The following is a 26555-nucleotide window of genomic DNA, read 5'->3' as shown; positions in this document are numbered from 1 at the left end:
TCTTCTATGATGGATAGTACCTTTTTAGCTCCAATCTCTGATAAATGGTCTCCATCTACAAAGTCGGTATCATTAAAAACCGGTGATTCCCAAAAATCAAAAACTGGTACTTGATACTTATTGCGAATTAATTCAAATTCTTTTTCCCCAATTTCTATAACTTCTTTATTGTAATTATTATAATAATTATTATGTTTTGGAAGATTAATTAATACGATATTAACGCCTTTACTCAACGTTAAGAAAATAATTTTTTCAAGATATGAAACATTTGAATTTACAAGATTTACATCAAACTTATGAACACTATGTTCTATTGCTCTATCCTTTGCAGAGCCAATTATAGGAGTAAACATTTTGTTCTCTTCCTTTATGTTTTGACTGTCAGCAATGTTTTCTTTACTTCTAAACAAATAACTAAAATCTCTATTTGAACGGAAAAAAGCTGATGTCGCCATAATTTTATTTGAATATGATGAATCATAAAGAGACTTAGTTTTTTTATAATAAGTCCTATCTAACCACATTGTATTAGCAATTTTATAATCATATCCAAATAAATCGTAGTCAACACCTATTATTACAAGCTCAATATTATTTTCTTGTTCTAAAACTGTTTTTAAAATCGTATAGAAATGAAAAATATCTTGACCTCCTATAGAAAAATTAAATGATGTTTTTCCATTAAACTCTGGTTCGTTTAAACATCCAACATGTGAATTGCCAATAAGTATTACTTGCGAAGATTTTTGTTTATTATAAGCATCGAATTTTTTATCAATTGTGGTTTTATAGTCTTTATAAAGATATTCTATAGTGAAAACACCAATAATTAGTATTGATAGTGTGGTTAAAACTACTTTAAAAAAAGGCTTCATTTTATATTATTAAAACTGAAAATAAATAAATTCTTGTACTTCAAAACTTCCAAATAGGTAAATACTAAGTAATAAGATTGATGAAAGAATACTTAAAACAAAAGTTTTCTCATACAATTTCACTTTTTGTTTTTCAAAATATGAAATAAGAATATCAACTATAAATAAAACAACAATAAATATAATAAGCATTAGAAAGTCACTCCGCTCCATAGTTGGAAGTCCAATTATTTTGGATGTGTTAATCTTAAAAAAATTAGTAAAGAAATAAATCAAATCGTGAATAGAATTAGCTCTAAAAACAACCCATGTAAACATCGTAATGCCAAAAACAAAAGAAATCCTAATGAATTTGAATGTTTTGATTTTTGTTAAATTCCTTGATAATATATTAAGAAGTCCATGTATTAGTCCCCATATAATGAATGTCCAATTCGCACCATGCCAAAATCCCGAAACAAGGAAAGTTATTAAAATATTAAAATTTGTTGCAATAGTTGTCTTTCTATTACCTCCTAATGGAATATATACATAATCCTTAAACCAAGATGATAATGATATGTGCCACCTTTTCCAAAATTCAGAAAATGAAACAGCAAGATATGGTTGTCTGAAATTTGTCATTAAGTCAAAGCCAAAAAATTTGGCTGTTCCTATTGCTATATAAGAATAACCTGCAAAATCACAATAAATCTGAAATGTGAAAAAAAATGTAGCCCAAATTAGTGGTAAGCCCTTAAAACTTTCAATATCGTTGAAGATGGTATTTACATAAAATGCTAAATTATCTGCAATTACTATTTTCATAAACAAACCCCAGCAGATAAGTAAAAAACCTTTATTTGCTTTTTCCCAATTAAAAACACGCTTTGAATAAAATTGAGGCAATAAATTTGTCGCTCTTTCAATAGGTCCGGCAACTAAATTTGGAAAAAAACTGACAAATGCGGCAAATGCAATAAAGTCTTTTGTAGGTTCGAATTTTCGTCTGTAAACATCAATAGTATAGCTTAGGGTTTGAAATGTGTAAAAGCTTATACCAACAGGTAAAATGATATTCAATGAATTGGCTTTAATATCTCGTCCAAAAAATGAAAAAGCTGCAACAAAGTTATCCACAAAAAAATTGTAGTATTTGAAGAATCCTAAAAATCCAAGATTCACAACAATACTGACCAGTAATAAAATTTTTCGTTTTCGCTGATTCTCCTCTTTGCCTAATAGGAGTCCCATTAAATAATCAACAACTATACTGAATGTGATCAATGATAAAAATCTCCAATCCCACCAGCCGTAAAACACATAGCTTGCCACTACAATTAGCAAGTTTTGAAGTTTTAAATTTCTATTTGTTACAAACCAATAGAGTATAAAAACTATCGGTAAAAAAATCGCAAAATCTATCGAGTTAAAAAGCATTAATTTTTTTTGTCTGTTAATCGTTTATTATTTGCGCTTTGTTATTTTAACGGTCTTATAAAATCTGCCACATATTAAATTCGTAACAATCCGTTTAATCCGTGTCGTCTGTGTTCTAATTTCTAGATACATCACGGAAAAATCCAAGAAAACCCCATTGCAACCTCAAAAACACCTAAATTGATACTTGTTTTATTTGGCTGAGAAGGTTTTTTATCAAAAAATTGGAGTTTGCCTGAAAAACCGAGTAGCAGGTGTTCTGTTATATGATAGTTTAACGTTGCCGAAAGATTTGCCCCAAACATTTGGTTCTCACCTTGAAACTCGTAAGCAGGAATTTTCCCTTTTGTTTTATAGTCCGAATATGTAAAAAGAAGTTGTGCTGTTACAAACAGTTCGTTTGTAACCGATTTACTGCAATATGCAACGCCTACTCCTACGTTGTTCAATCTTTCCATAGCCCAGGTATTGATACTGTCGTAGCTTTGCTTAAACCACATATGTCCATACTCCGCTGCCACTCCGAACAAGCTTCTATTGATATAATATTGTCCGCCAATTGTAAAGTGTGCTCCTCGCTTTAGCTCCTCTTTCAAAATATTTTGAGTAGAAATATTGCCAAAGGCTTGCACATAATTACTTATGGCAATTCCAATTCCAGTACGGACTATAAATCGCGGGTGCGACAAATCAGGGTATTTGGGATAAAAATGGTAATTTATTGTAGCAATATCATCGGGCGAAAAGAGTAAAACGTTGTCGGAAGAAGCCAACTGGCAGTAAACTTCTTCCATTTCCAAATTGAACTCTATTTCCGAACAATTTAAAGTATCGTTCTTGGTGGTTATTACCTGATGTTGCCCAAGCAATCCCAATGGGCTTGAAACAAAGAGGATAAATATCAGATAAAAAAACGGTTTTACAGTTCGCATCTATTCAGCAATTTAATAACAAATTAACATATACATAGTTAGACAAAATTGTCTGCTTCAAACTCAAGTTAAAAGACACCATAAAACAACGGTAAAATTAACCAATAAAGTATTGAAGTTCTGCAAATTTAGCTATTTTCGCATAGTTTTATCAAAATGGGCTATAAAACTTGGTTATTATTTACAACGCAACATGAATATGTATTCCGGGAATATTCTTAAGATGGTATCAATCCACGAAAACCCTGTAAAATATTTTTTGCCAATAGGTGATTCACAAATTGATATGAACGAACTATTGGGTGCAGAAATAAAGTTTTCCTATTTGGGCATAATCAACTGCGTGGCGTGTGGAGCTAAAACAAAAAAATCTTTTGCTCAAGGATATTGCTATAAGTGCTTTATCACAAGACCTGAAACGGAAGAAGATGTTTTGCACCCCGAAAAATGTAAGGCGCATTTAGGAATTGCCCGCGATATGGAGTGGGCAAAGAAAAACTGTTTGATAGAACATCATGTGTATCTATCTGACACATCGCAACTTAAAGTTGGAGTAACACGTAATCACCAAGTGCCCACACGCTGGATAGACCAAGGAGCTTCGCAGGCAATTAGCTTTGCACTTACTCCCAACAGGTATTTGGCAGGAATTATTGAGGTATTCTATAAAAATCATATTGCCGACAAAACCCACTGGCGAACCATGTTAACAAACAACAATCAAAAAAATGTTGACCTGATTGAATCGAAGCAGAAACTAAGCAGCTTGTTACCAGATGAATACAGGCAATATTTTAATAGCGACGATACTATTTATAAATTTGAATATCCAATTATCGAGAAAGTAACTGTAAAACAATCTGTTAACTTCGATAAAAAGCCTATCTTTTCGGGAAGACTGATTGGAATAAAAGGGCAATATCTCTTGTTTGACAACAGCTACGCTCTGAATATCCGTAAATATTCTGGTTATAAGTTCGATATTGAGGTGTGAAATAAAGGAGCAAGTAGCAAGGTACAAGGTACAAGGAACGCAACCAACTTTATAAACTTTTAACTTTTACTCAAACAAACACATGAAAAAAGAAACCGGTACTGTTCTTCGCTCTACAGGGGGCTTAAGCATAGTTAAACACGATAAAACTGGCGAACTAATTGAATGCACACTGCGCGGAAGAATTAGACTAAAAGGAGCACGGTCAACAAACCCTGTTGTTGTGGGCGATAAGGTTGTATTACATACTGACACCACGCACAATCAAACCGTTATTACAGAAATACTTAAACGTAAGAACTATATAATCCGCAGAGCGACAAATCTTAGTAAAGAGAGTCATATATTGGCAGCCAATATTGACAACTTTTATATTATAGCAACCTTGGCAGAGCCAAACACCTCTCTGATGTTTATTGACCGCATGCTGATTACTGCCGAAGCCTACCGTATTGATGCAAAAATTGTATTCAATAAAATTGATTTGTATGAAGATGAAGAACTACTTGAAAGATTTGCAGAATATATAACAACCTACGAATCTATTGGATACCAGTGTTTCCGTACCTCTGCGTCAAAAAACATAGGGATTGATGATATTAAAAACGATATGGCTGGCAAAGTATCTCTGTTTGCAGGTCATTCAGGAACCGGAAAAAGTAGTTTAATAAACAGAATAGACCCGTCACTAAATCTTAAAATCGGTGATATTTCAGAGGCACATAAACAGGGCAAGCACACCACAACTTTTGCTACAATGCATGAAACGGTCAACAATAGCTATATAATTGATACTCCGGGCATAAGGTCTTTTGGCTTGATTGATATTGACCGAGACGAGCTATACCACTTTTTTCCGGAAATATTCAAATCGTCCGAACATTGCCAATTTTACAACTGCACGCACATTCACGAGCCCGGGTGCAATGTTATTCAAGATGTTGAAGAGGGAATTATACCTGAATCGCGATATTTTAACTACGTTACTATATTTCTTGATGATGATGACGAAAAGTATAGACATGACGACTATGCGTAAATTTAAAAGGTAAAAGATAAAAGGTGCAAGGTAAGAGCGGGAAACAGGACGGTGCACTGAGCAAAGCGTTGTACTGAGCGAAGTCGAAGTGTAGAAATGAACATTACCAAAATAAGATTTATCAAATTTGGGCTAAAGCCCATAAATATATGTACCAACCTCCCCCATGACTTAAAAGTCATGGCTATTAATTTAGTAACCAGCCGTTTAATTGTTAATTATTAACTGAACAAGCCGTTTTAAAGATGCCTCAATTTTTTCGTTAATCTTCGCGAACTCTTCTTTCTCATTAGAGATATAGATAAGCATTACATCCATTCGTAAATTATTTTCGCCGAGTTTTTGTCTAAGTTCATGCTTGTGAACTCTCCAACTTTCGCGCATCTGACGTTTAAGCCTGTTTCTATCAACAGCACGTTTAAACTTACGTTTCGACACACTTACGCACACTTTCAGAGGCTCAGTATTGTCACCGGGGAAAACCTTAAACAAAACTCTAACAGGGAAAAGACTAAATGTTTTAGCATCAGACAATAAACATTCAATAGCTTTTCTGCTTTTTAAGCGTTCATGTTTATTTAAAGTATTTTGCTTCATGAAAAGGTTCGTCGAATACGTATTAATAATATTCAAAGTTACGTAATATTTTTTTAGCTAATTTTAACGCGCCGATTAATTATTATAATTCATATCTTTATCGACTGTAAATATCTTTAAAAAAAACATAAAACTATATACAAATGAGAATATTAACAATAGGCGCATTACTAATTATGTGTTTTTCTTTGCAATGCCAAACAGCTCACAAACGTAGCAAAGTAGAGATTGAAACAAAATTTGGCAATATCGTAATTGAATTGTACGATGAGACACCTAAGCATCGGGACAATTTTATCAAACTCGTTTCAGAAAAATATTACGATGATTTGATATTTCACCGTGTTATTAAAAATTTTATGATTCAAGGTGGCGATCCCAATTCCAGAAATGCCAAACCCGACGAACGATTGGGCAATGGCGGACCTGATTACACTATCGAGGCTGAGTTTGCTCCTCATCTGTTTCACAAGAAAGGAGCTATTGCGGCTGCACGACAAGGCGACAACGTTAACCCGGAAAAAAGAAGTTCGGGAAGCCAATTCTACATTGTACAGGGAACTACCGTAACACCTCAGCAATTAAAATCAATGGAGATGCGAATAAATCAACCGCAAATGCAAAGATTGGTTGGTCAATATATTGCAGGAAACCCAGAAATTGAAGCAAAAATAAGATCGTTTCAAGAAACCCAACAATATGATTCAATCAACGAAATTATTAATCCAATTGTCGAAATAATACAAAGATCACCTGAGTATAAGCCATTTAAATATAGCGATGAGCAAATCCAAATCTATTCAGAAATTGGAGGAACTCCACACTTAGACGGAGCTTACACAGTTTTTGGCGAAGTTGTCGAGGGGTTGGATGTAATAGATTTAATAGCAGCACAACAGACAGGACAAGCCGACAGACCTGTGGAGGATATTAAAATGAAGATTAAGATAATAAAATAAAAACCACACAAACTATGATAGGTTATATCATATGGGATGTTAGTCCCGAAATATTTACAATAGGTTCATTCTCTTTACGTTGGTATGGACTTTTGTTTGCCGCCACTTTCTTTTTCGGATATCTCATTCTGAAACGTTTTATTAAAATGGACGGATTGAGTATCAAAGTATTAGATTCTTTGGCTATGTATTTTTTTATAGGTACAGTTATCGGGGCTCGGCTTGGACACTGTTTCTTTTACGAAGCTGATTACTATCTTAGCAACCCTGCTGAAATATTAAAGATTTGGCATGGCGGATTATCGAGTCATGGCGGAGCGGTTGGTATCTTGATGGCTTTGTATCTTTTCTCAAGAAAATTTAAAATACCTATGATAAATATTCTCGACCGAGTTGTAGTGGTTGTGGCTTTAGGGGGATTATTAATCAGAATGGGCAATCTTTTCAACAGCGAGATATACGGAATTGAGACTACGTTGCCATGGGGATTTATTTTTGTCAGGGCTGGTGAGACTGTTCCAAAGCACCCAACGCAGATTTATGAAGGATTAGCCGCACTATTAATCTTCTTTTTACTGTACAAACTATTTGTTTCAAAGCACAAACAATTGCACAACGGTGTACTTTTTGGACTGTTTCTGACATTGCTGTTTACTATGAGATTTTTCGTAGAGTTCATCAAAGAAGACCAAGTTGCACATGAAGCCGGTATGGTCTTGAATATCGGGCAGTGGTTAAGCCTCCCGTTTATTTTGTTCGGAATAGGATTACTGATTTACATTTATTATAAAAACAAAGGTTTCCTGATTAAGAATGATTCACCTAAGAAATCTTAACCGCAATGAAGAAGATAATATTTATTGGAATAGTACTTTTGTTTGCATTTGGTTGCGAAGAGACCAATTATCCATTTATTTTTCCGGAAAAATATTTTCCTGCATATCCTGAAAGCTATTGGGTTTACTCTAACGGCACAACAGTAAAAGTAGATCCCGGATATCACAAACATATATACTACAAAGAGTTGGGGAATATGGCACAGTCGGAGTATGTTTTTGTTCCCCGTATTAACAACGAATATGTGTTTAAGTATAATATAACACAAAACAGCACACTTGTGCCAATCAAAACCCTACTAAAAACAACACCTGGCGCGGCATGGGTGGTTAATCACTGGGAAGGACAAGAAGTTTTTAGAAAGGTGGTTGAAGCATCTGCGTCAGTAACTTTGTCTCAAGGTGTTGGCACGAACGGTCAAACCGTGTTCGATTCCGTTATAGTGGTGGTTGAATTTATCGGACAAGAGAATGAAAACTCGTGGGTATGTCGCGAGTCGTACGCACCTGACGTGGGACTTATAAAACGCGAAATAAATAGCTCCCCCGACTCTGTTCCGGAACCATATACCGAAATGGAACTAAGAAGATATTTTATTAACAAAAAGTAATTTAAGCATAGCATAGCAGAAACAACTTAAGTATGACAATTAGTGGGTTTATAGAAACAAACTCTACACCTGAGCTATGCAGTATAGAAGAATTGTGCAAAAGCAAAGGCTTTGATATCGAAGTTGATGAAAGTACCAATAACAACACCCACGCAACGATAAGATATAATCAACTGAATATTAGCCTATTTGTTACCAACAATGGAATAAACTATAAAACTAAAATGCACAATCTATTTAGTTATGCATTTATAAGTGTAATAATTATTGCGCTGCTTTACAAGCTTTTGCCATTGGGCGTATGGATAATGTTGCTGTTTTTCGTTCCGCTTACCCTTATTGCAATTAAAGTGGTGTACGATAAGCGTGTATATAAAATCGTAGATTCTGTTATTCCCGAAAGTTTAAAGTTTTTGCCCGAAAAAGCCACAAAAGAACAATTGGAGTGGCTTAAAAATCCAAACGTCTGCCCTGCTTGCGGAACAAAACGCAATCCATATCACGACAAATGCTTTGATTGTGGACTACATTTTGGTGCTATTAAAAAACTTGTTGATAACCAATCACAAACAGGGGAAAGGAAGATTAAATATACTTATCAAAACGAGAAATGAGAAAAATAGCCGCCACATATATTTATCCAATTGTCTCTCCACCAATAAAATATGGCATCATATATTTAGACGACAATAATACTATTGTTAAAATAAAAGATAACGGAGGAGAGATGATCGAGGAGCATGGATGCGAATATTACAGTGGTGTAATTGTCCCAGGATTTGTAAATGCGCACACACATTTAGAGTTATCACACCTTAAAGGCTTTTTCAAACAAGGAACAGGTATGCGCAGCTTCTTACAATCGATGATAACACGACCAAAAACCGGAATAGCAAAAATTGTCGAATATGCCGAACAATACGACAAACTGATGTACAACCAAGGCATTGTGGCTGTTGGCGACATTAGCAATACTCTTGATACATTAGAGATAAAGGCTTCGAGTAAAATCTATTATCACACTTTTGTAGAACTATTTGGGCTTGTGCAACAAAAATCGGCAGATATATATAATAAAGGAGTATCTGTTTGCAATGCTTATAAGCAAAGAAATTTAGCATCTACCATAACACCACATGCATCCTACTCGTTAAGCAAAAGTCTTTTACGCAAAATCTACACAACCGAAAACAATCAGCTTCTTAGTATACACATTTTAGAGAACAGTATAGAACAAGAAAAATTGAACGATAGCCAACAATCCCTAAAATCGTTATATAACTCACTGGGCATTATTGATATCGCAAACAATACTAAACACCCGTTTCAATTAATGCTGCAGGATATTAATAACAGCCAGCTACTATCAGTGCACAATACACACGCCACAGCAAATGATTGGGATTTAGCACTTAACACTGCCCATGAAAACAATATATCTCTGTTTGCCGTAACCTGCCCTCGTTCAAACATGTTTATTAATAGCCTTTTACCAGACTACAGCCAATGGAGTGATAAAGTACCAATTTGTATAGGGACAGATAGTCTGGCTTCAAATACAGATTTGTCAATATTTAACGAAATATTGTTTTTGCTCGAGAAAACAAATTTTTCATTTGACGAACTGCTAAAATGGGGGACAATAAACGGAGCCAAAGCACTAAATGTTGACAAGAAATTCGGCAGTTTTGAGATTGAGAAAACTCCAGGAGTAAATTTAATTACACAGTTTGATTATGAAAAAATGAAGCCTACCGATAATGCAACTATCTGCAGGATTGTTTGATATAGTTTATTGTTTTACAACTGAAGTTGCAAAATTTTGCCCAATCGCTTTCCACAACCAACGTTTATAGACTAAAGCAGCAACTATAGCTCCAACTCCACTTGCCACAAAATCCCAAAAACTCGCATGATTAGTGGTTGTCAAAAACTCTTGTGCTAATTCCATCAATCCTCCGAAAACAATTGCAGCCATGATTGCGGTTAAAAATATCACTGATTGTGAAATACCCCTCTCTAACTGTAAGCATGAGAGGAAAAACGTAGTCATAATACCATACATCAAAAAGTGAACTATCTTATCACTATTGGGAAAAAGCGACACTTCACTATAAGTGGGATTCATTAAAGATAAAAACATCACTATACCTATCCACATTAGTGAAATACCGGAAAAAACAAGTCTCATATAATTAATGATTTTTTCAGTTTAATAATATTAGCAGCTAACAATCGAAAGTGATATATTGCTAAATTATTACAGTAATGATACGTTTAATAACCTGTAAAGTTGCACAAAAACAGTTCTATTTTGGCTAACAATCTTTCGAGTTTGACGAATGTGTTCGAATGCAAGGTCAAAAATATTTATCTATCTTTGTTTTTAAATCTCATAAAAAACAATGAGCACGGACAATCTAAAAAAAATAGTTTTAGCTTGCAGCGGAGCCAGTGGGATGTTATATGCTAAGCTTCTGATTGACAAACTATCAAGCTCTGGCGAAATAGAAAAAATCGCATTGGTTTTTACTGAAAATGCAGTAAAAATATGGGAATCTGAGCTACACACGGCTATACCTTCGGCAGAAGGAAAAATTGAACTGTTTGAAAATAACGACTTCTACGCGCCATTCGCTTCAGGAAGCTCCAAATATTCTGCTATGATAATTTGTCCTTCGTCAATGGGGATGTTGGCGAGAATAGCCAGTGGAATATCCGACTGTTTAATATCACGTACTGCTGATGTCATGTTAAAAGAACAGCGCAAACTTATTTTGGTGCCACGCGAAACACCCTACAATCTCATCCATATTAAAAATATGAAGCAAATTATTTCTGCGGGTGGTGTAGTGTGTCCGGCAACACCTTCGTTCTACTCTAACCCAAAAACAATAGAGCAACTATCAATGACTGTTGTAGATAGGATTATTGACTTGGTTGGATTGTCTAATAATACTTTCAGATGGGGATATAAACTTTAATGTTGGGTTTTGATTAATATAATTTCGTGGTTACAATTATATTATTTTCTATCTTTGGACGTTAAAAAAATAAGTTCGCTGCTAAACAAGACTTTTAAAAAAACATTCAAAATATTAATTGTCAGATACATTTCACTTATATTTAGATTATAAAACAAACCCCACAACTCAAACCTAATATATAAAAGAACAACAGTATTGAATCTGTAGAAATCAAGACAGTAAAACATTATAATATGAAAAATCCCAATAATTTCTGTATAATAATGGCAGGTGGCATAGGAAGCCGTTTTTGGCCCATAAGCCGTTCTGAAAAACCCAAACAATTTTTGGATATATTAAAAACAGGTAAAACACTTATACAGCAAACTTTTGAACGATACGAATATTTTTGTCCAAGAGAAAATATTTTCATTGTCACAAATTCGCAATACGAGAAGATAACACACGAACAACTACCTTTTATATCAAAAGAACAGCTGTTGCTAGAGCCAGCGCGTCGCAACACAGCACCGTGCATTGCCTATGCAAACGAAAAAATAAGATGCAAAAATCCAAATGCAAACATAATTGTAGCCCCTTCGGATCATATTATATTGAACGAAGATAAATTTAGAACAGTAATAAACAAAGGGTTAGACTTTACTGCCAACAGCGATAATTTAGTAACAATAGGACTTAAACCCACGCGACCAGACACAGGGTACGGCTACATACAGTTCGACGAAGAGGTTGAGGGTTTTGAATCAATACATAAAGTAAAAACGTTCACCGAAAAACCCAATCTCGAGCTTGCAAAAGTTTTTATTGATAGTGGTGATTTTTTATGGAATTCTGGTATTTTTATTTGGAATCTGAAAACAATAAGTAAAGCGTTTGCAACTTTTCTTCCTGATGTTTCAACACTATTCGGAGATATTTCAAAGTACTACAACACCAACAAAGAGACTGAACAAATTGAAAGAGTCTATGCAATATGTAAGAATATATCTATTGACTACGGTATAATGGAAAAAGCACAAAATGTTTTTGTTGTTGCAGATGATTTTGGTTGGTCAGACCTCGGAACGTGGGGTTCGCTTTATGAACACGTTGCAAAAAACGAGAATCAAAACGCAGGAGTAAACCCAAATATACTCACTTACAATACCGAAAACTCCATTTTTGATTTACCTCCTGACAAGATTGTTGTCATTCAAGGACTTACAGATTTTATTGTTGCAGAATCAGACAACTGTCTACTAATATGCAAAAAAAGCGAAGAACAAAATTTACAGAAAATTATTAGCGATATTAAAAAGAATTTTGGCGAAAATTACGTCTAACTATATCCTTTCAACTTGATTAATCCCTTGAAACTTAAAATATAAATTCATGAATATATTCAAACATACTAACCGAATATCTAAAAGATTAAGAGTAATTATCGCTGTTGCATGCGTAGGACTTACAATATTACTAACTGGAGCAGTCGATAACAGTTTCGAAGTTATAAAAAACTTAGATATTTTTTATACCGTAGTTAACGAATTAGACCAATTTTATGTTGACGAAATTGACCACGGAAAGCTAATTAAAGACGGCATTGACAAAATGTTGGAAACATTAGACCCATATACAAACTATATCCCAGAATCGAAAATTGAGGACCTGCGGTTTATGACTACAGGCAATTATGGAGGGATAGGTGCATTGATTCGAAAATCGGGGAAAAGAGCAGTAATAGCAGACCCTTACGAAGGCTTAGCCGGTCAAAAAGCTGGTCTTCGTGCAGGTGATATTTTATTAAAAATTGACGATTTCGATACCGAAAACCAAAACATTGAAGCTATCTCGGAAAAGTTAAAAGGTACACCTGGCACTTCAATGAAAGTTTTGGTAGAACGTTACGGAGAATCAAAACCTATTGAGTTTAATGTAGTTCGAGAACATATACATATTAATCCTATCCCATATTATACTGTATTTGACAATAACATTGGATATGTACAGTTTAACAATTTTACTCAAAACTGTGCCGGAGAGCTTAAAAGCACAATCGACAGTTTGCTAAATCAAGGAGCTAAATCGCTAATTTTAGACTTAAGAGGTAACCCCGGAGGCTTATTAGACGAGGCAATTTTGATATGCAACCTGTTTTTACCCAAAGGCCAATTGATTGTCTCAACAAAAGGGAAAGTTCAACAATGGAATCGCGATTTTGTAACAACAAAAGAACCCTTTGTTCCCAAAATGCCGGTTGTTGTTTTAGTTAACCGAGGCTCTGCATCAGCTTCAGAAATTGTTGCCGGAGCACTACAAGATATGGACAGAGGAGTTGTTATGGGAACACGCACCTTTGGGAAAGGGCTTGTTCAAACAACACGCCCACTAAGCTACAATGCACAAATAAAACTTACAACAGCTAAATATTATATACCTTCGGGGCGATGTATTCAAGCATTGGACTATTCAAACCGCAATGAAGATGGTAGCGTAGGGAACATTCCTGATTCATTAGTATCGGAGTTTACCACAAAAAACGGACGAAAAGTATATGATGGTGGTGGTATTAAACCAGATATCGAACTGGAAGCGAAAACAATGAGCCGTTTAACAACAGAACTATATGTTGGTAATCATATTTTTGATTTTGCAACACAATATGCTTCGAAACACAACTCTATCGATAAGCCAGATGTTTTCACAATTACCGACCAGGATTTTGACGGTTTTATTGAGTTTGTAAAAACACGCGAACTTCATTACGACAAAGAAAGCAAAGAGAAATTAGATGAATTAATTAAATCACTAAAACAAGAAAAACACTTCGATTTGGTTGAAAACAACATAAAAGAGATTGAAGAAAAAATTCAACGCGATATTGAAAGTGATTTAACTTTATCTAAAGATGAATTGATATTACTATTAAACGAAGAAATCGCAAGTCGCTACTACTATCAACGTGGACGCATTCAAAACTTTTTAAGACACGACACCGAAGTTGACTCTGCCAGAGCATTAATTAACAACATTGCAAGATATAACAAATTGCTTAAAGTAGAATAAACACAAAACTTGCACGTAATATTTTACAACCATAAAACGGTTTGTGAATTTTAAATGGAACAGAACTATTTATCCCCTTTGTATATAGTGCTAATAGTTATTTATTTAACTGTTCTGTTCTTTGCTTTTCATGCCATGTCAATTTTTAAACGAAATGAGTCTGGCGATAACAAACTGTTTATGTGGGGTTTTATTTTCAAAGTTGCAATGGGCTTGTGTTTTGGATTGATATACGATTTTTACTATCAACGCTCCGGAGACACTTTCTACTATTTCGCAAATTCATGTTACTTAGGTGATATGCTTTTTACCAATACTCGTGCATTTTTTAGAATGTTGTTTGACACAGTTACACCCGAAAACATAAACACACTAAGTCACACAATAACCTATTACCCACGCTTTCACGATCCACAAATATATGCTCTACATCGTTATTTGTCGTTGTTTACCGTCATTGGACTTAAAAATTACTATTTGACAACGATATGTGTTTCAGCTACAATGTTTTTGATTAATTGGAAAGTTTATAAATATTTGGCCGACATTTATCCCTCAATGCAAAAATGGATAGCTGTTGCAATACTTTTTATACCTTCGGTAACTTTTTGGGGTTCGGGCATTACTAAAGATACATTTTCGTTTACTTTCGGATTGCTGTTTTTTATTAAATTCCACGCCATTGTATTCCGAAAGAAATGGAGCATTTGGAATATTTTAGTACTACTCTTCAGCGCATATATCGTAATAACCATAAAGCCATACATACTATTTACTTACATAGCTGCAGGTTTTATCTGGCTCGGATTTGACCAAATAAATAAAATAAAAAACAAAGTGTTAAGAATAGCGGTGTTGCCCTTAACAATACTTTTGTTTGGTTTTATGGGCATGTGGGCACTAAACTACGTTATGGCATCAGTTGGAGGATCATACGGTAGTATAGAGAGCATGTTACAAAAGGCAGCTATTACACAATACGATTTAAAGCAAGAGTATTACGAAGGCTCGGCATTCGATATTGGCGATTTTGAACCAACCATTGGTGGAGCACTTTCTGTAATGCCAGCGGCGGCAGTCGCAGGTTTGTTTCGTCCATTTTTATGGGACTCAAGATCATTGGTTATGCTTATGTCTGCAATTGAAAACACTATTCTTTTATTGCTTTTTTTGTATGTAATATTTAAAGTTGGGCTTCGTAAAACATTAAAGATAATACAAGAAAACCGATTCTTAATTTTCTGCTTTATTTTTGCACTTTTTATGGCAATAGGCGTAGGCATTTCAACATCGAACTTTGGAGCATTAGTACGTTTTAAAATACCGATTACGCCGTTTCTGTTTCTTGGAACGGTTTTTATTATAATATTGAACAAGGAAAAAAAAGAGAACGTTGTTAGTTAATAACAGCTACCGAATAAAAACTATATTTGCAATAACAAGCAATAAATATAAAATATTCGATCTTCTTGTGCTGAAACTACTTAATAACACTAAATATATGAACTATCTTCATAAAAACATATGAATATAAAGTTAACAAAGAATTTGAGCTTTATTGTTAAAGTTCTAGTAGATTGAAGAACACAGATTTATGAAGAAAAATAAAAAATCTATTTTAGTATTTGGAGGTTCTAATTTTCAACTATCTTTAATTAAAGAATGTTTAAACAAGAATCTTTATACAGTTGTAATTGATCCCAATCCTAAAGCCATTGCTCGACTGTATGCTGATGCATTTGAAGTTGTGGATGGACAAGATTTTGAAGGCACATGTAAAGTTGTAGAAAAGCACAAAACAGATGCTATTGTTACGGCAGCCACAGATAAACCCTTGGTCATGATGGCACAAGTTGCCAAAAAATATAAATTCAACTTTTTCTCTGAAGAAACAGCGAAATTATGTACAGATAAATTTTTGATGAAAAAAAAATTTGCTGAATTGGGGTTCCCTTTTGCAAAAGGAAACGTTATTAAAACAGCAAACGATGAAATAAATTTCCCAATTGTCATTAAACCTACGGATAATTCGGGAAGTAGAGGGGTCGTTCTTTGTAAAAATAAAAATGATTTAGAAAATATTTTTAAAGAATCAATACAATACACTCAAAAGCCTTACTTACTTGCAGAAGAATTTATTGATGGCAAAGAATATAGCGTAGAGTCGTTACATTTTAATGGAAAATCAAAGATTGTACAAATTACCGAAAAAATAGTCACTCCTTTACCTTACTTCGTTGAGTTAGGACACATACAACCTGCTTTGTTAGAGAAAGATGTTCATAAAAAGTTGGAAACTTTAATCGAAGACGTGTCAAAAGCATTTGGTTTTGAAAATTGTGGAGCACATAATGAGGTAAAAATTAAAGATGGAAAAATAACTTTAATTGAAATTAGTCCCAGACTTGGTGGGGATTTTATATCTTCGACACTTGTTAAAGCATCTACAGGTATCAATATGGAAAAAGCATTGTTACAAATTGCACTAGATGAAGAACCAAATTTTTCTAACAAAAAGCTTAGTGTTGCAGGAATATTCTTTTTTTGTTTTGAACCGGGTATTATTTCTAAAATAAATGATGTAAAACAAATTCTAAACATACCTGAGGTAATTGACTACTCTTTTGATTTAAAAGTTGGGGACAAAATTCCTAAAATTGTTTCCAGTATTGATAGATATGGTTATTTTGTTTTAAAAACTGATAATAGAGAAAACTTGTTAAATTTAAAAGAAAATATTTTTAATCAAATTAAAATAAACATTGACAAGATATGAAAAGGGTCGCGTTTATAGGCTCTGGAGAAATGGCTCGCCATGTAGGGCATTATATGGTTGAAGACAACCAATTTGAAGTTGTAGGATATTATGATGATTTTACGCCAGTTGGCACAATTGTAAATAATTATCCTATTCTTGGCAAATTAGATGACGTAGAAATGCAATACAAACAAGGCGTTTTTGATGAACTTAGTATTGCTGTAGGCTACACAAGAATGCAATACAGAAAAGATGCTTTTGAGAGATTCAAAAACAAAATACCTTTTGCCACTTTTATTCATTCGAGTTGCATTATAGATTCTACTGCAAAAATTGGGGAAGGTGTCTTAATTTTTCCGAAATCTGTTATACTCATCGATTCAATAATAGAAGACAATGTATTTATACAAATTAATAGCTGTATTGCCGATGTTTCAGTTGTAAGAAAGCACAGTCTTATTTCAGTAGCAGTATCTATTGCAGGAAGAGCTGATGTAGGAGAATGTTGTTTTATTGGTGTAGGTTCTACTATAAGTAGCGATGTTAAAATTTGTAACAATGTTTTTACAGGAGCGGGCACAGTGGTCGTTAAAGATATCACGGAACCCGGCACATACGTTGGTATGCCAGCGAGAAAAATTAAAGACAATATGTAGTTATGAAACATGAAGATATTATATCATTAGACCATACTATCCTTTCGGCTATGAAACTTATGGACGAAAGAAAAAGAAAATTGCTTTTTATTACAAACAAAGAAAATTTATTTATTGGGGTTCTAAGTATAGGAGACTTACAAAGAGCAATAATTAACCAACATCCCCTCGACACGCCCATTGAGAAAATACTTAGAAAGTACATAACCATTGCACATACGAATCAATCATACGAAGAAATCAGGCAAGTGATGATTGAAAATCGTACCGAATCCATGCCTGTAATAGATAACAAAGGTTATTTGAAAAAAATATTATACTGGGAAGATATTATTGGCAGTTCACGGCAAAAAGAGTATAAAAAAATCAATTTACCTGTTGTTATTATGGCAGGAGGCCAAGGTTCACGATTAAAACCCCTGACAAATGTTTTACCAAAACCATTGATACCTATTGGTCACAAAACCATAATTGAAGATATTATGGATAGCTTTGCAAAATTTGCTTGTAATAATTTTTATATATCCATTAACTATAGAGCAGATTTTATAAAATATTATCTCAACAACTTTAGTGATAATAAATATGATATAAACTTTTTTGAAGAGAGCAAACCATTAGGAACTGCGGGAAGCTTGCATTTATTAGAAGGAAAAATTAAATCTACTTTTTTTGTAACAAATTGTGATATACTAATAGACCAAGATTATTCTGAGATTTTGCAATATCACTATGAAAACAAAAACGAGTTAACAATTGTTGCTGCTCTTAAAACATATTCAATACCCTATGGGACTATAAAAACTGGAGAAAAGGGGCTACTAAAAGAAATTACAGAAAAACCAGAACTAACTTTTAGTATAAATACCGGATTTTACATTCTGGAACCACATTTAATAAACGAAATCCCTAAAAACACTTTTTATCATATAACCTCATTAATTAAAAAATTAAAATCAGAAGATAGAAAAGTGGGAGTTTTTCCTGTAAGCGAAAATTCTTGGACAGATATTGGAGAGTGGGAACAATATTTAAAACTGATAAATGAATAAACAAAGGATAAATATATTAACCCCTATTCCATTTTGGCATCCCGGAACGTTGGAATTTATTTCTGAATTAAAGAAAAGAAATTATTCTGTTGTTGCTTTGGATATTTGGTCATTTCAGTTTTTTAACGAAAAAGAGGAGTATAAATATCTCTACCCAAGATTTTTGAAGGGCTTTGCCTTTAAAATCTATAGAAAACTATTTCGCAAAAGAATAATAAAAAAATATATAAAACATAACGATATTGTTGATATTCAATGGTGTGGGCATTACTACTCTCCCTATATGGACAGTATAAAAAAGCAAAGTAGCAAGATTGTCGCTACTCTGTTTGGATCTGATTTCTATAGAAGTAGCGAGGAAGAAAGGAGAACACAAAAAAAAATTTTTGAGACTGCTAAAATAATTACGATAGGTCCGAATATGAAAGAGGACTTTTTAGCTATTTATCCTGAATTTGTTGATAAAATAAAATTTGCACATTTTGGTTCTGCCAGATTAGATATAATTTCAGAACTATATAACGAAAAAAACAGACAAATTTATAGAGATAAATATAAAATCGAAAAAGATAAAATTGTAGTAACTGTTGGTTATAGCGCAAATCCCCTACAACAACACTTTATATTTCTTGATGTTTTAGAAAAGTTACCAAAAGAAATTAAACAAAAACTTTTCATACTCTTGCCCATGACTTATGGGAACAAAAAGGAATATTCAGAAAAATTATTAACAAAATTACGGGGTTTAGATATAGAGTTTATTGCATTTCAAAACCCCGACAATGATAAAAAACATTGGCTAACAAATAATGAAATTGCCGAGATTAGAATAATATCAGATATTACGGTTAACACACAAACTACCGATGCTCTGTCAAGTTCAATTAAAGAGGCTTTTGCAACAGGAAACATCTTATTAGTTGGCAACTGGCTACCATACGAAGTATATGAAAATATGGGTCTGTTTTTTATTAGAAGTTCAGAAACTAAGCTATTGGAAAACTTTACTTATATTTTGAATAATTACGATAAACTTAAACAAAAATGTATTAATAACGTTAGTCCTATTTTAGATTTTGCAACATGGAAAGCCGTAATGCCCTATTTTATTGATATATACAAGCAAGTAAACATAGATAAAACACATCAAACTAAAAGAGAAAGAAGAAAACTATATAAACTTTTAACTCAATTGTTAATTGATTAAAAACCGTATGAAAGGAATAGATAATAGCATATTAATAGATGTTGGCAATATATCGTGGGATAGAGAACTAGGAGCTTATTATCAAGACATTACGCCAGCAATAGTACATGTTGATAATGGAATTTTTGCAGCTTTAGACGACAATGGAATTCCTTACATTTTATTACAGGGAGGCATTAAATATTATGCACCCATTACTACTATTCAATATGCTTTAATGCAATACGACTTTTATGTAAAAGGCATAGAGATTGATAAATCTAAATCAATATTTATTAATTGTGTAAATTGGTTAGAAAATATAACCGAACCATTAAACAATTCGATAGTAATTAGACAAGGGTTTAATAAACAGTATAATATTCCCAAAGGTTGGGTTTCTGGCATGACTCAAGGACAATTAATTTCCGTATTTCTTAGGGCTTATCAATTACTTAACAATGAAAAATATTTAGATTTATCTCACAGGGTTTTCAAATCCTTTTATTTGGAGTATGAAGAAGGAGGATTTAGACGAATCGATGAAAATGGATACTTGTGGTTTGAAGAGTATCCAACTAAAACCCCATCATACGTATTAAATGGATTTATATATTCAATTTTAGGAATATTAGACTATTACCGAGTAACCCGTAATAGTGAAGCCAAAAACATTTGGAACGAATGTGTCAAAACCTTAGAGGTAAACTTACATAAATATGATGTTTGGTATTGGTCGGTTTATGATCAGTTAAAAGAACAATTAGTTAGTTATTATTATCAAAAAAACGTGCATGTTCCACTTATGAAAATAATGTATTTGCTAACTAAGAAAGAGATATTTAATTCTTATGCTATCAAATGGCAAAAAAACTTGAACAATAAATTTCATTATTTGATTACTAAAATTATGTATAGAGTGCAGCCAAGGGTTAAAAGAATAACAGAGGTATTAATGCGCAGACAGAGCAAAAAAATAAATGGGGAAACTTTTAAACCATGAGCAAATGGACTGACAATTATTTTTAAAAGAAGCTGATTGTTACAATAACACCTTCAGGATTGAACAGTATTTGAAAAAATCACACGTTTAAACAGACTGTTTGTAAATCAAAAAATAGCAGATGGCAAAACTAAAGGGATTTATAAATGAAACTTTAATTTACGGTTTTGGGAATGTTTTTTCTCGAATATTTGCGATGTTTTTAATCCCTTTATACGCAAATTATTTAGGAAAAATTGATTATTCAAATTTGGTAATGCTACAGGCTGTTTTTTCAGTCTTAACATTTCTTACAGCACTGAATGCAGGCGTATTTTTTTATTATTACGAATATGATAATCTAAGATATAGAAAAATTGTGCTGACTTCTTGGTTTTACTATCAATTAGTAGTTAGCATTTGTGTTTTATTTGTTTTGCTTTTTTCCTCGCAATTTCTTTATAGACTATTTGTTGTTGATACAACAAATGCAGATAGTTTAAAACTATGTCTTGTTTTAATAGGCGTTCAATTATTCCCTTATATATTTAACAATACTAATCTTAATTTTTTTAGAATAGAACGTAAAGCTAAATCTGCTATTACAATAGTGCTATTAGAAGCTTGCTTTACTTTAATTTTAGTTTGGTTAGTTCTGGCAGTGTTTAAACTTGGCATAGTAGAAGTTGTTATAGCACAAATTCTTTCTCGTTCATTAGTTAGTATAATATATACAAACAAAGCAAAAACTTATGTTTATATTAAGAACTTCTCCAAAGCACTATTAAAAAAAATATTTATTTATGCATGGCCCTTTATTTTATCAAGTATTTTTTCTGTAATAATTACGAATGCCGACAAGTTTGTCGGAGCCCAAGTATTGCCAAAAAAAGATGATGTAGCTTTATTGGCACTTGCTATGCAATTAGTTTTACCAATTTCAGTTTTATCAGACATGATACGCATGGCTATAGGTCCATATGTAATGTCAATTCGTAAGGATAATGATGCAGAAAACACTTATCAACAGGTATTTGATTTAACAATTTTTGTTACTTGTATAGTTATAATTGGAATTATTGCTATTGCCCCATTTTTAACGTTAATTTTGACAAATTATAGTTATATAAATGTAATATATGTAGTTCCTTTAATAGCTTTTGCAAGTATTTTTAATTTAGCATCTAATCAATTTTCTATAAGTTTTAATCTGTGTAAAAAAAACATTTATATATTATGCGGAATAGTTATTGCAGGAATTTTGGGTCTGTTGATTAATTTTATTTTTATGGGGAAATATGGTTTTGTTGTCAGTGGTATTTCTCAAATAATATCGTACTTAGCTATGTCTGTGTTTTTATTTATTTTGGGGAGAAAAATAGCAAACTTGAAAATTAAACTAAACAAAAGTATTATAATTACTGCTGTACTATGCCTATATATACTTCTTATTTACTTTTTTAACCATCTTGTAGTTGAGGGGAAATACTATCCTTTAATAAGTTTGAGCCTTGTAACGTGTATTATAATTAGCACTATTTTTTTGAGACAGCATAAATTGAATTTAACAATTATAATTAAAAATATCTTAAAAAAAGATAAAATTTAAAACTCATAATAATAAAACAAATCTCTGTAACTTTGTCCATAGAAATCATAAGGAAACTGTCTGAAAACTTATTGTTATACTAATTGTAATTTAAAAATTATCAATTCTTAAAGACTTATATAAAATTTACGTTATAATCGCTGATATGGAATACAAAATCCCACTTTTTGACCTAAACTTTGACGAAAAAGAGATAAATGCTGTAGCAGAGACAATACGCTCAAACTGGATTTCCACTGGACCAAAATGTGAAGAATTGGAAAAGGAGTTCTCTGAACTTCTGAATGTAAAGCATGCAATAAGTCTGGCAAACTGCACAGGCGCATTACATTTGGCATGCATATTATGCGATATCAAAGAGGGCGATGAAGTGCTATGTCCTTCGTTGAGTTTTGTGGCATCAGTAAATTGTATTAGATATGTTGGGGCTACACCTGTTTTTTGTGATATAAAAAGTACAGGCAATATGAACATTGACCCCAAAGAGATTGAAAAAAACATTACAGCCAAAACAAAAGCCATAATAGTAGTACATATGGCAGGTTTTCCTGCTGATATGGATGAAATAATGCTTATAGCACGCAAACACAACTTAAAAGTAATTGAAGATGCTTGCCATGGACCTATGTCGGAATATAAAGGGAAGAAACTGGGAACCATTGGAGATGTTGGATGCTTTAGCTTTTTCTCCAATAAAAACATTAGCACTGGTGAGGGAGGAATGCTTGTTACCAACAACGACGAGTTTGCCAAACGCTGTAAACTATTGAGGTCGCACGGAATGACTACTATGTCATATCAAAGATCAAAATGGCATGCTACAAGTTACGATGTTGTAGATTTAGGTTATAACTTTAGAATGGACGACATTCGTGCATCCATCGGAATTGTTCAGCTAAGAAAACTCAAAGCAGATTTGGAAAAAAGAGTTGACGTAAGAAAGTATTATGTTGAAAAGTTATCTGGTATCGAAGAAGTTATTATTCCTTTCAAGGATAATAGAGAATTTGTGTCTAACTACATTATGCCAATTGTTTTAAAAAATTCAACTGTTGAAAAACGAGATGAATTAAGAAATTTTATACATTCAAAAGGAATTCAAACAAGTATCCACTATCCACCGATACACAAGTTTTCCATATATCAAAAATATCCTGCTTGTTTGCCCATAACTGAATATGTTTGTGATAATGAAATCACACTACCAATGTATGCAAATCTAAAACAACAAGAGATTGATTTGATTACAGATACAATAAAAATGTATTTTAATAAATAACCTTTTATACTGGTTGTATAGTTTCCTGTTTAACGTATGATAAAAGTTGACACTTTTTGTCATAATTTCTTTCTTTTATAACAAAATATGACTATTTTTGTCATGTAAAATATAGTCATTATGCAAACAATATTAGAAATAAAACGAAAAGAGTTGGGAATAAAAATTTTCGAACTTGCCAATGCTGTGGGAATAGACTCAAGTTTAATGAGCCGTATCCTATCTGGAAAACGTGAGCCGACTCTCCAACAATTACAAAAATTAGCACAACTGCTTTCAATTGATTATCAACAATTACTAAAAGAAAGAATGAAAAACAGAGTAGTAAACATATTAAAAGAGTACCCCGAATATGCAAGTGAAGTTCTAAATGAGGTAAGAGAAGAACGTATCCCCTACCTTTCAGGCAAAAATAAAATGGAGATAATTAACATCTCCCATTTAAGCGAAGCGTTAAAGCAATTATCTAAACTGCAAAAACAGTGGGAAAATCAAAAACCTCTTAACACAACCCAATTGCAAAAAATGGCAAACTACTTTCGTACCAAATATACCTACGAAAGCAATCAAATCGAGGGCAACACCCTTGATTTCCAAGAAACGCACCTTGTAGTGAACGAAGGTATAACTATTGGTGGGAAAACAATGCGCGAACATTTAGAAGCAATTAATCATCAAGAGGCTATAGACTTTATTATCGATTTAGCTTCAAGAAAAATTGATTTGAACGACACCGTTCTTAAACAAATACATCAATTAATTTTGAAAGGGATCAATAAAGCCGGAGCAGGAGTTTATAGAACAGCACAAGTACGTATAACTGGGAGTAGGCATATACCACCCGAAGCCTTTTTGTTAAATGGCTTTATGGACGACTATTTTCGTTTTTACAACCAACAAAAAAACGGGTTACATCCTGTAATATTAGCAGCAGAGATGCATGAACGCTTGGTATCAATACACCCATTTATTGACGGAAACGGGCGAACCTCTCGTTTGGTTATGAATCTTATTCTTTTGCAAAACGGATATCCTATTGTCAGCCTAAAAGGAGATTTGGCAAATCGCCAAAGATATTATCGAGCCTTAGAGGCTGTACAAATAGACCATAAAAAAGATGATTTCTACCAATTGATTATTGAGCGCACACGTGAAGCTTTAAAAGAGCATATTGAGCTAACATAAATTTTATGGTGGTGGCATCACTTCGGCTCCGCTCAACACATCACAACAAACTCAGTGATCGTGAACGGTCACTGAGTTTATATTTCGAAGTGACTTTTTGTATTCCTGTTTCTTAACTATATTTGCACCGAATATTGTACGCTTTATTCTAATTTTTCATATCGCCAACGATGAAAAAAGTTCTAATATTAGCTTATGATTTTCCCCCTTACGTTTCTGTTGGAGGGTTACGCCCGAGTTACTGGTACGAGAACTTTAAGAAAATGGGACTCTTCCCTATAGTAGTTACTCGTAATTGGAACCCAATTCATGGCAACACTTTAGACTACATACAGCCAAGTAAAACAAAAGAAGTCGAAGTTGAAGAGACAGAAAAGGGCATTTTAATAAAAACCTCATACAAGGCGACTCTTTCAAATCGCTTAACTCTAAAAAGCAAAAACGACCCTCTCTCTAACTTGTTAAAGAAAATATCTACTGGCTGGAACGAAATTGGGCAATGGTTTTTACCAATAGGAACAAAATATGAGTTATTTAAAGCTGCTGAAAACTTTTTAAAAGATAATAGAGTTGATATAATTATAACTACCGGCGAACCTTTTATTTTGTTTAAATACGCTTCCCAATTAAGTAGAAAATTTAATATCCCTTGGGTTGCAGATTATAGAGATCCTTGGAGCCAGAATACATCTCGACGCAAGGGGCTGTTTTTTAGATATTTTACACCCATTTTGGAAAAAAAATACTTAAAAAATGTCTCTTTTATTTCTACCGTTTCAGAATTTTTTAGTTTCAAAATAAAAGAATTAGTAAAAAATAAACCTTTTGTGATTATTCCAAACGGATATGATGAAAATATTTTCACTAGCTATACAAAAACTATTCAAAACAATGATACTCTGACAATATCTTTAGCTGGTATTATTTATGAATACCATCCTTATAAGCTTTTCCTAAATGTAATTTCAGATTATTTAGAAATTAACTCTAATAGAAAAGTTAGAATTCACTTCTATGGTATAAGCAATAAAAAAGAGATTTATAGTATTATTGAACAACGTGGCAATTTAAAAGATAGCATTAAAATATTTCCTAAAATTCCAAATAATCAATTAGTTCAAGAGTTATCTAAATCAAACATTTTACTTCTATTCAATGACTATTCAATAATGGGCACAAAAATATATGACTATTTAGCTTTAAATCGTAAGATTATTCTCTGTTTTGAAAATGACGAGGAGGCAAATTTATTGAAAAAAAGGTGTTTTAACTATAAACCAATCAAAGGGTTAAGTGAAAGTTTACAAGCCGATTTGATTAGAAAAACAAATAGTGGAATTATTGTTAAAGATAGAGAGCATTTACATAAAGTTTTAGATGATCTGTGCCATGAGTTTGAAGAAAAAGGTTACATAGAAAACCATACTGTTGGAGCAGAGATGTACTCTAGAAAGGTGCAAACGGAAAAGTTAGTAAGAAAACTAAAAAGCATATAAACAGATAGAAAAACATAAACTAGAAAAACACTCCTCCCCCAATGTAAAAACTTCA

At 32.9% G+C, this 26555-nt stretch carries 25 protein-coding genes; 20 read left to right on the top strand and 5 right to left on the bottom strand.

What is annotated here, in order from left to right:
• From GX311_02225 to GX311_02215, 3 genes are all read right to left on the bottom strand, one after another.
• On the bottom strand, window positions 1-878 hold an 878-nt coding region (locus GX311_02225), incomplete at its 3' end, for a hypothetical protein (GenBank protein NLK15196.1).
• 9 nt (window positions 879-887) lie between these two features.
• Window positions 888-2297 (bottom strand): MBOAT family protein, encoded by a 1410-nt coding sequence (locus GX311_02220; protein ID NLK15195.1) that lies wholly within the window; start codon window positions 2295-2297, stop codon window positions 888-890.
• Window positions 2298-2428: 131 nt separating this feature from the next.
• Window positions 2429-3229 (bottom strand): autotransporter outer membrane beta-barrel domain-containing protein, encoded by an 801-nt coding sequence (locus GX311_02215; GenBank protein ID NLK15194.1) that lies wholly within the window; start codon window positions 3227-3229, stop codon window positions 2429-2431.
• Between the two features lie 112 nt (window positions 3230-3341).
• Between GX311_02215 and GX311_02210 the strand changes: the two genes are divergently transcribed.
• Window positions 3342-4223 carry a DUF2797 domain-containing protein gene (locus GX311_02210; GenBank protein NLK15193.1) on the top strand — a complete coding sequence of 294 codons (882 nt, stop codon included), beginning with the start codon at window positions 3342-3344 and terminating at the stop codon, window positions 4221-4223.
• An 82-nt stretch (window positions 4224-4305) separates the two neighbouring features.
• Window positions 4306-5262 carry a ribosome small subunit-dependent GTPase A gene (gene rsgA / locus GX311_02205; GenBank protein NLK15192.1) on the top strand — a complete coding sequence of 319 codons (957 nt, stop codon included), beginning with the start codon at window positions 4306-4308 and terminating at the stop codon, window positions 5260-5262.
• Window positions 5263-5469: 207 nt separating this feature from the next.
• On the opposite strand, the gene rnpA is transcribed toward rsgA, so the two are convergent.
• The gene (gene rnpA / locus GX311_02200; protein NLK15191.1) at window positions 5470-5859 is read right to left on the bottom strand and encodes a ribonuclease P protein component; all 390 of its coding nucleotides are present in this window, start codon (window positions 5857-5859) and stop codon (window positions 5470-5472) included.
• A 176-nt stretch (window positions 5860-6035) separates the two neighbouring features.
• Between rnpA and GX311_02195 the strand changes: the two genes are divergently transcribed.
• The 5 genes from GX311_02195 to GX311_02175 are packed head-to-tail and all read left to right on the top strand — an operon-like array spanning window position 6036 to window position 10051.
• A complete protein-coding gene (locus GX311_02195) occupies window positions 6036-6818 on the top strand; it encodes a peptidylprolyl isomerase (GenBank protein NLK15190.1) in 783 nt (260 codons plus the stop codon).
• Window positions 6819-6832: 14 nt separating this feature from the next.
• On the top strand, window positions 6833-7654 hold the full coding sequence (lgt, locus tag GX311_02190) for a prolipoprotein diacylglyceryl transferase (protein ID NLK15189.1): 822 nt from the start codon (window positions 6833-6835) through the stop codon (window positions 7652-7654).
• A gap of 5 nt (window positions 7655-7659) precedes the next feature.
• A complete protein-coding gene (locus GX311_02185) occupies window positions 7660-8265 on the top strand; it encodes a hypothetical protein (protein NLK15188.1) in 606 nt (201 codons plus the stop codon).
• A gap of 32 nt (window positions 8266-8297) precedes the next feature.
• Window positions 8298-8879, top strand: a complete 582-nt coding sequence (locus GX311_02180; GenBank protein NLK15187.1) for a hypothetical protein — start codon at window positions 8298-8300, stop codon at window positions 8877-8879.
• Entirely contained in the window at window positions 8876-10051 is a 1176-nt protein-coding gene (locus tag GX311_02175; protein NLK15186.1) for an amidohydrolase family protein, read from the top strand. The genes GX311_02180 and GX311_02175 overlap by 4 nt, the downstream gene beginning before the upstream one ends.
• A gap of 6 nt (window positions 10052-10057) precedes the next feature.
• Here GX311_02175 and vanZ read toward each other — a convergent pair whose 3' ends face one another.
• Complete coding sequence (gene vanZ, locus GX311_02170; protein NLK15185.1) at window positions 10058-10456, bottom strand: VanZ family protein; 399 nt, start codon at window positions 10454-10456, stop codon at window positions 10058-10060.
• Between the two features lie 214 nt (window positions 10457-10670).
• Between vanZ and GX311_02165 the strand changes: the two genes are divergently transcribed.
• The 13 genes from GX311_02165 to GX311_02105 all read left to right on the top strand — a co-directional run bounded on the left by GX311_02165 (window position 10671) and on the right by GX311_02105 (window position 26500).
• A complete protein-coding gene (locus GX311_02165) occupies window positions 10671-11249 on the top strand; it encodes a UbiX family flavin prenyltransferase (GenBank protein ID NLK15184.1) in 579 nt (192 codons plus the stop codon).
• 236 nt (window positions 11250-11485) lie between these two features.
• On the top strand, window positions 11486-12574 hold the full coding sequence (locus GX311_02160; GenBank protein ID NLK15183.1) for a mannose-1-phosphate guanylyltransferase: 1089 nt from the start codon (window positions 11486-11488) through the stop codon (window positions 12572-12574).
• Between the two features lie 49 nt (window positions 12575-12623).
• Window positions 12624-14297, top strand: coding sequence for a PDZ domain-containing protein (locus GX311_02155; protein NLK15182.1), 1674 nt, complete (start codon window positions 12624-12626; stop codon window positions 14295-14297).
• A 135-nt stretch (window positions 14298-14432) separates the two neighbouring features.
• Window positions 14433-15701, top strand: a complete 1269-nt coding sequence (locus GX311_02150) for a hypothetical protein (protein NLK15181.1) — start codon at window positions 14433-14435, stop codon at window positions 15699-15701.
• A gap of 190 nt (window positions 15702-15891) precedes the next feature.
• Window positions 15892-17073, top strand: a complete 1182-nt coding sequence (locus GX311_02145; protein ID NLK15180.1) for an ATP-grasp domain-containing protein — start codon at window positions 15892-15894, stop codon at window positions 17071-17073.
• Entirely contained in the window at window positions 17070-17711 is a 642-nt protein-coding gene (locus GX311_02140; GenBank protein ID NLK15179.1) for a hypothetical protein, read from the top strand. The genes GX311_02145 and GX311_02140 overlap by 4 nt, the downstream gene beginning before the upstream one ends.
• A 2-nt stretch (window positions 17712-17713) precedes the next feature.
• A complete protein-coding gene (locus GX311_02135) occupies window positions 17714-18763 on the top strand; it encodes an NTP transferase domain-containing protein (protein ID NLK15178.1) in 1050 nt (349 codons plus the stop codon).
• Window positions 18756-19970 carry a glycosyltransferase family 4 protein gene (locus GX311_02130; GenBank protein ID NLK15177.1) on the top strand — a complete coding sequence of 405 codons (1215 nt, stop codon included), beginning with the start codon at window positions 18756-18758 and terminating at the stop codon, window positions 19968-19970. Before GX311_02135 ends, GX311_02130 begins: the two co-directional genes overlap by 8 nt.
• Before the next feature lie 7 nt (window positions 19971-19977).
• A complete protein-coding gene (locus GX311_02125) occupies window positions 19978-20952 on the top strand; it encodes a hypothetical protein (protein NLK15176.1) in 975 nt (324 codons plus the stop codon).
• Between the two features lie 121 nt (window positions 20953-21073).
• Complete coding sequence (locus tag GX311_02120; GenBank protein ID NLK15175.1) at window positions 21074-22540, top strand: oligosaccharide flippase family protein; 1467 nt, start codon at window positions 21074-21076, stop codon at window positions 22538-22540.
• Between the two features lie 145 nt (window positions 22541-22685).
• Window positions 22686-23819: a DegT/DnrJ/EryC1/StrS family aminotransferase gene (locus tag GX311_02115; GenBank protein NLK15174.1), complete on the top strand. Its 1134-nt coding sequence runs from the start codon at window positions 22686-22688 to the stop codon at window positions 23817-23819.
• A 120-nt stretch (window positions 23820-23939) separates the two neighbouring features.
• The gene (locus tag GX311_02110; GenBank protein ID NLK15173.1) at window positions 23940-25004 is read left to right on the top strand and encodes a helix-turn-helix domain-containing protein; all 1065 of its coding nucleotides are present in this window, start codon (window positions 23940-23942) and stop codon (window positions 25002-25004) included.
• Between the two features lie 170 nt (window positions 25005-25174).
• Window positions 25175-26500: a glycosyltransferase family 4 protein gene (locus GX311_02105; GenBank protein NLK15172.1), complete on the top strand. Its 1326-nt coding sequence runs from the start codon at window positions 25175-25177 to the stop codon at window positions 26498-26500.
• Window positions 26501-26555 lie beyond the last annotated feature (55 nt).

Source organism: Bacteroidales bacterium (assembly GCA_012519055.1).
Lineage (GTDB): Bacteria > Bacteroidota > Bacteroidia > Bacteroidales > Salinivirgaceae > JAAYQU01.
Note: the sequence above shows the minus strand (reverse complement) of the source record. Positions and strands in the feature narration are given on the sequence as shown.

Bases quoted from the DNA above. Each gene is read 5' to 3' on its own strand.
- GX311_02150 (NLK15181.1), top strand. From the start codon at position 14,433: ATGTCAATTTTTAAACGAAATGAGTCTGGCGATAACAAACTGTTTATG.
- GX311_02195 (NLK15190.1), top strand. From the start codon at position 6,036: ATGTGTTTTTCTTTGCAATGCCAAACAGCTCACAAACGTAGCAAAGTA.
- rnpA (NLK15191.1), bottom strand. From the start codon at position 5,859: ATGAAGCAAAATACTTTAAATAAACATGAACGCTTAAAAAGCAGAAAA.
- GX311_02145 (NLK15180.1), top strand. From the start codon at position 15,892: ATGAAGAAAAATAAAAAATCTATTTTAGTATTTGGAGGTTCTAATTTT.
- lgt (NLK15189.1), top strand. From the start codon at position 6,833: ATGATAGGTTATATCATATGGGATGTTAGTCCCGAAATATTTACAATA.
- GX311_02120 (NLK15175.1), top strand. From the start codon at position 21,074: ATGGCAAAACTAAAGGGATTTATAAATGAAACTTTAATTTACGGTTTT.
- GX311_02130 (NLK15177.1), top strand. From the start codon at position 18,756: ATGAATAAACAAAGGATAAATATATTAACCCCTATTCCATTTTGGCAT.
- GX311_02155 (NLK15182.1), top strand. From the start codon at position 12,624: ATGAATATATTCAAACATACTAACCGAATATCTAAAAGATTAAGAGTA.
- GX311_02110 (NLK15173.1), top strand. From the start codon at position 23,940: ATGCAAACAATATTAGAAATAAAACGAAAAGAGTTGGGAATAAAAATT.
- GX311_02160 (NLK15183.1), top strand. From the start codon at position 11,486: ATGAAAAATCCCAATAATTTCTGTATAATAATGGCAGGTGGCATAGGA.
- GX311_02140 (NLK15179.1), top strand. From the start codon at position 17,070: ATGAAAAGGGTCGCGTTTATAGGCTCTGGAGAAATGGCTCGCCATGTA.
- GX311_02215 (NLK15194.1), bottom strand. From the start codon at position 3,229: ATGCGAACTGTAAAACCGTTTTTTTATCTGATATTTATCCTCTTTGTT.
- GX311_02125 (NLK15176.1), top strand. From the start codon at position 19,978: ATGAAAGGAATAGATAATAGCATATTAATAGATGTTGGCAATATATCG.
- GX311_02135 (NLK15178.1), top strand. From the start codon at position 17,714: ATGAAACATGAAGATATTATATCATTAGACCATACTATCCTTTCGGCT.
- rsgA (NLK15192.1), top strand. From the start codon at position 4,306: ATGAAAAAAGAAACCGGTACTGTTCTTCGCTCTACAGGGGGCTTAAGC.
- GX311_02105 (NLK15172.1), top strand. From the start codon at position 25,175: ATGAAAAAAGTTCTAATATTAGCTTATGATTTTCCCCCTTACGTTTCT.
- GX311_02185 (NLK15188.1), top strand. From the start codon at position 7,660: ATGAAGAAGATAATATTTATTGGAATAGTACTTTTGTTTGCATTTGGT.
- GX311_02115 (NLK15174.1), top strand. From the start codon at position 22,686: ATGGAATACAAAATCCCACTTTTTGACCTAAACTTTGACGAAAAAGAG.
- GX311_02180 (NLK15187.1), top strand. From the start codon at position 8,298: ATGACAATTAGTGGGTTTATAGAAACAAACTCTACACCTGAGCTATGC.
- GX311_02165 (NLK15184.1), top strand. From the start codon at position 10,671: ATGAGCACGGACAATCTAAAAAAAATAGTTTTAGCTTGCAGCGGAGCC.
- vanZ (NLK15185.1), bottom strand. From the start codon at position 10,456: ATGAGACTTGTTTTTTCCGGTATTTCACTAATGTGGATAGGTATAGTG.
- GX311_02220 (NLK15195.1), bottom strand. From the start codon at position 2,297: ATGCTTTTTAACTCGATAGATTTTGCGATTTTTTTACCGATAGTTTTT.
- GX311_02175 (NLK15186.1), top strand. From the start codon at position 8,876: ATGAGAAAAATAGCCGCCACATATATTTATCCAATTGTCTCTCCACCA.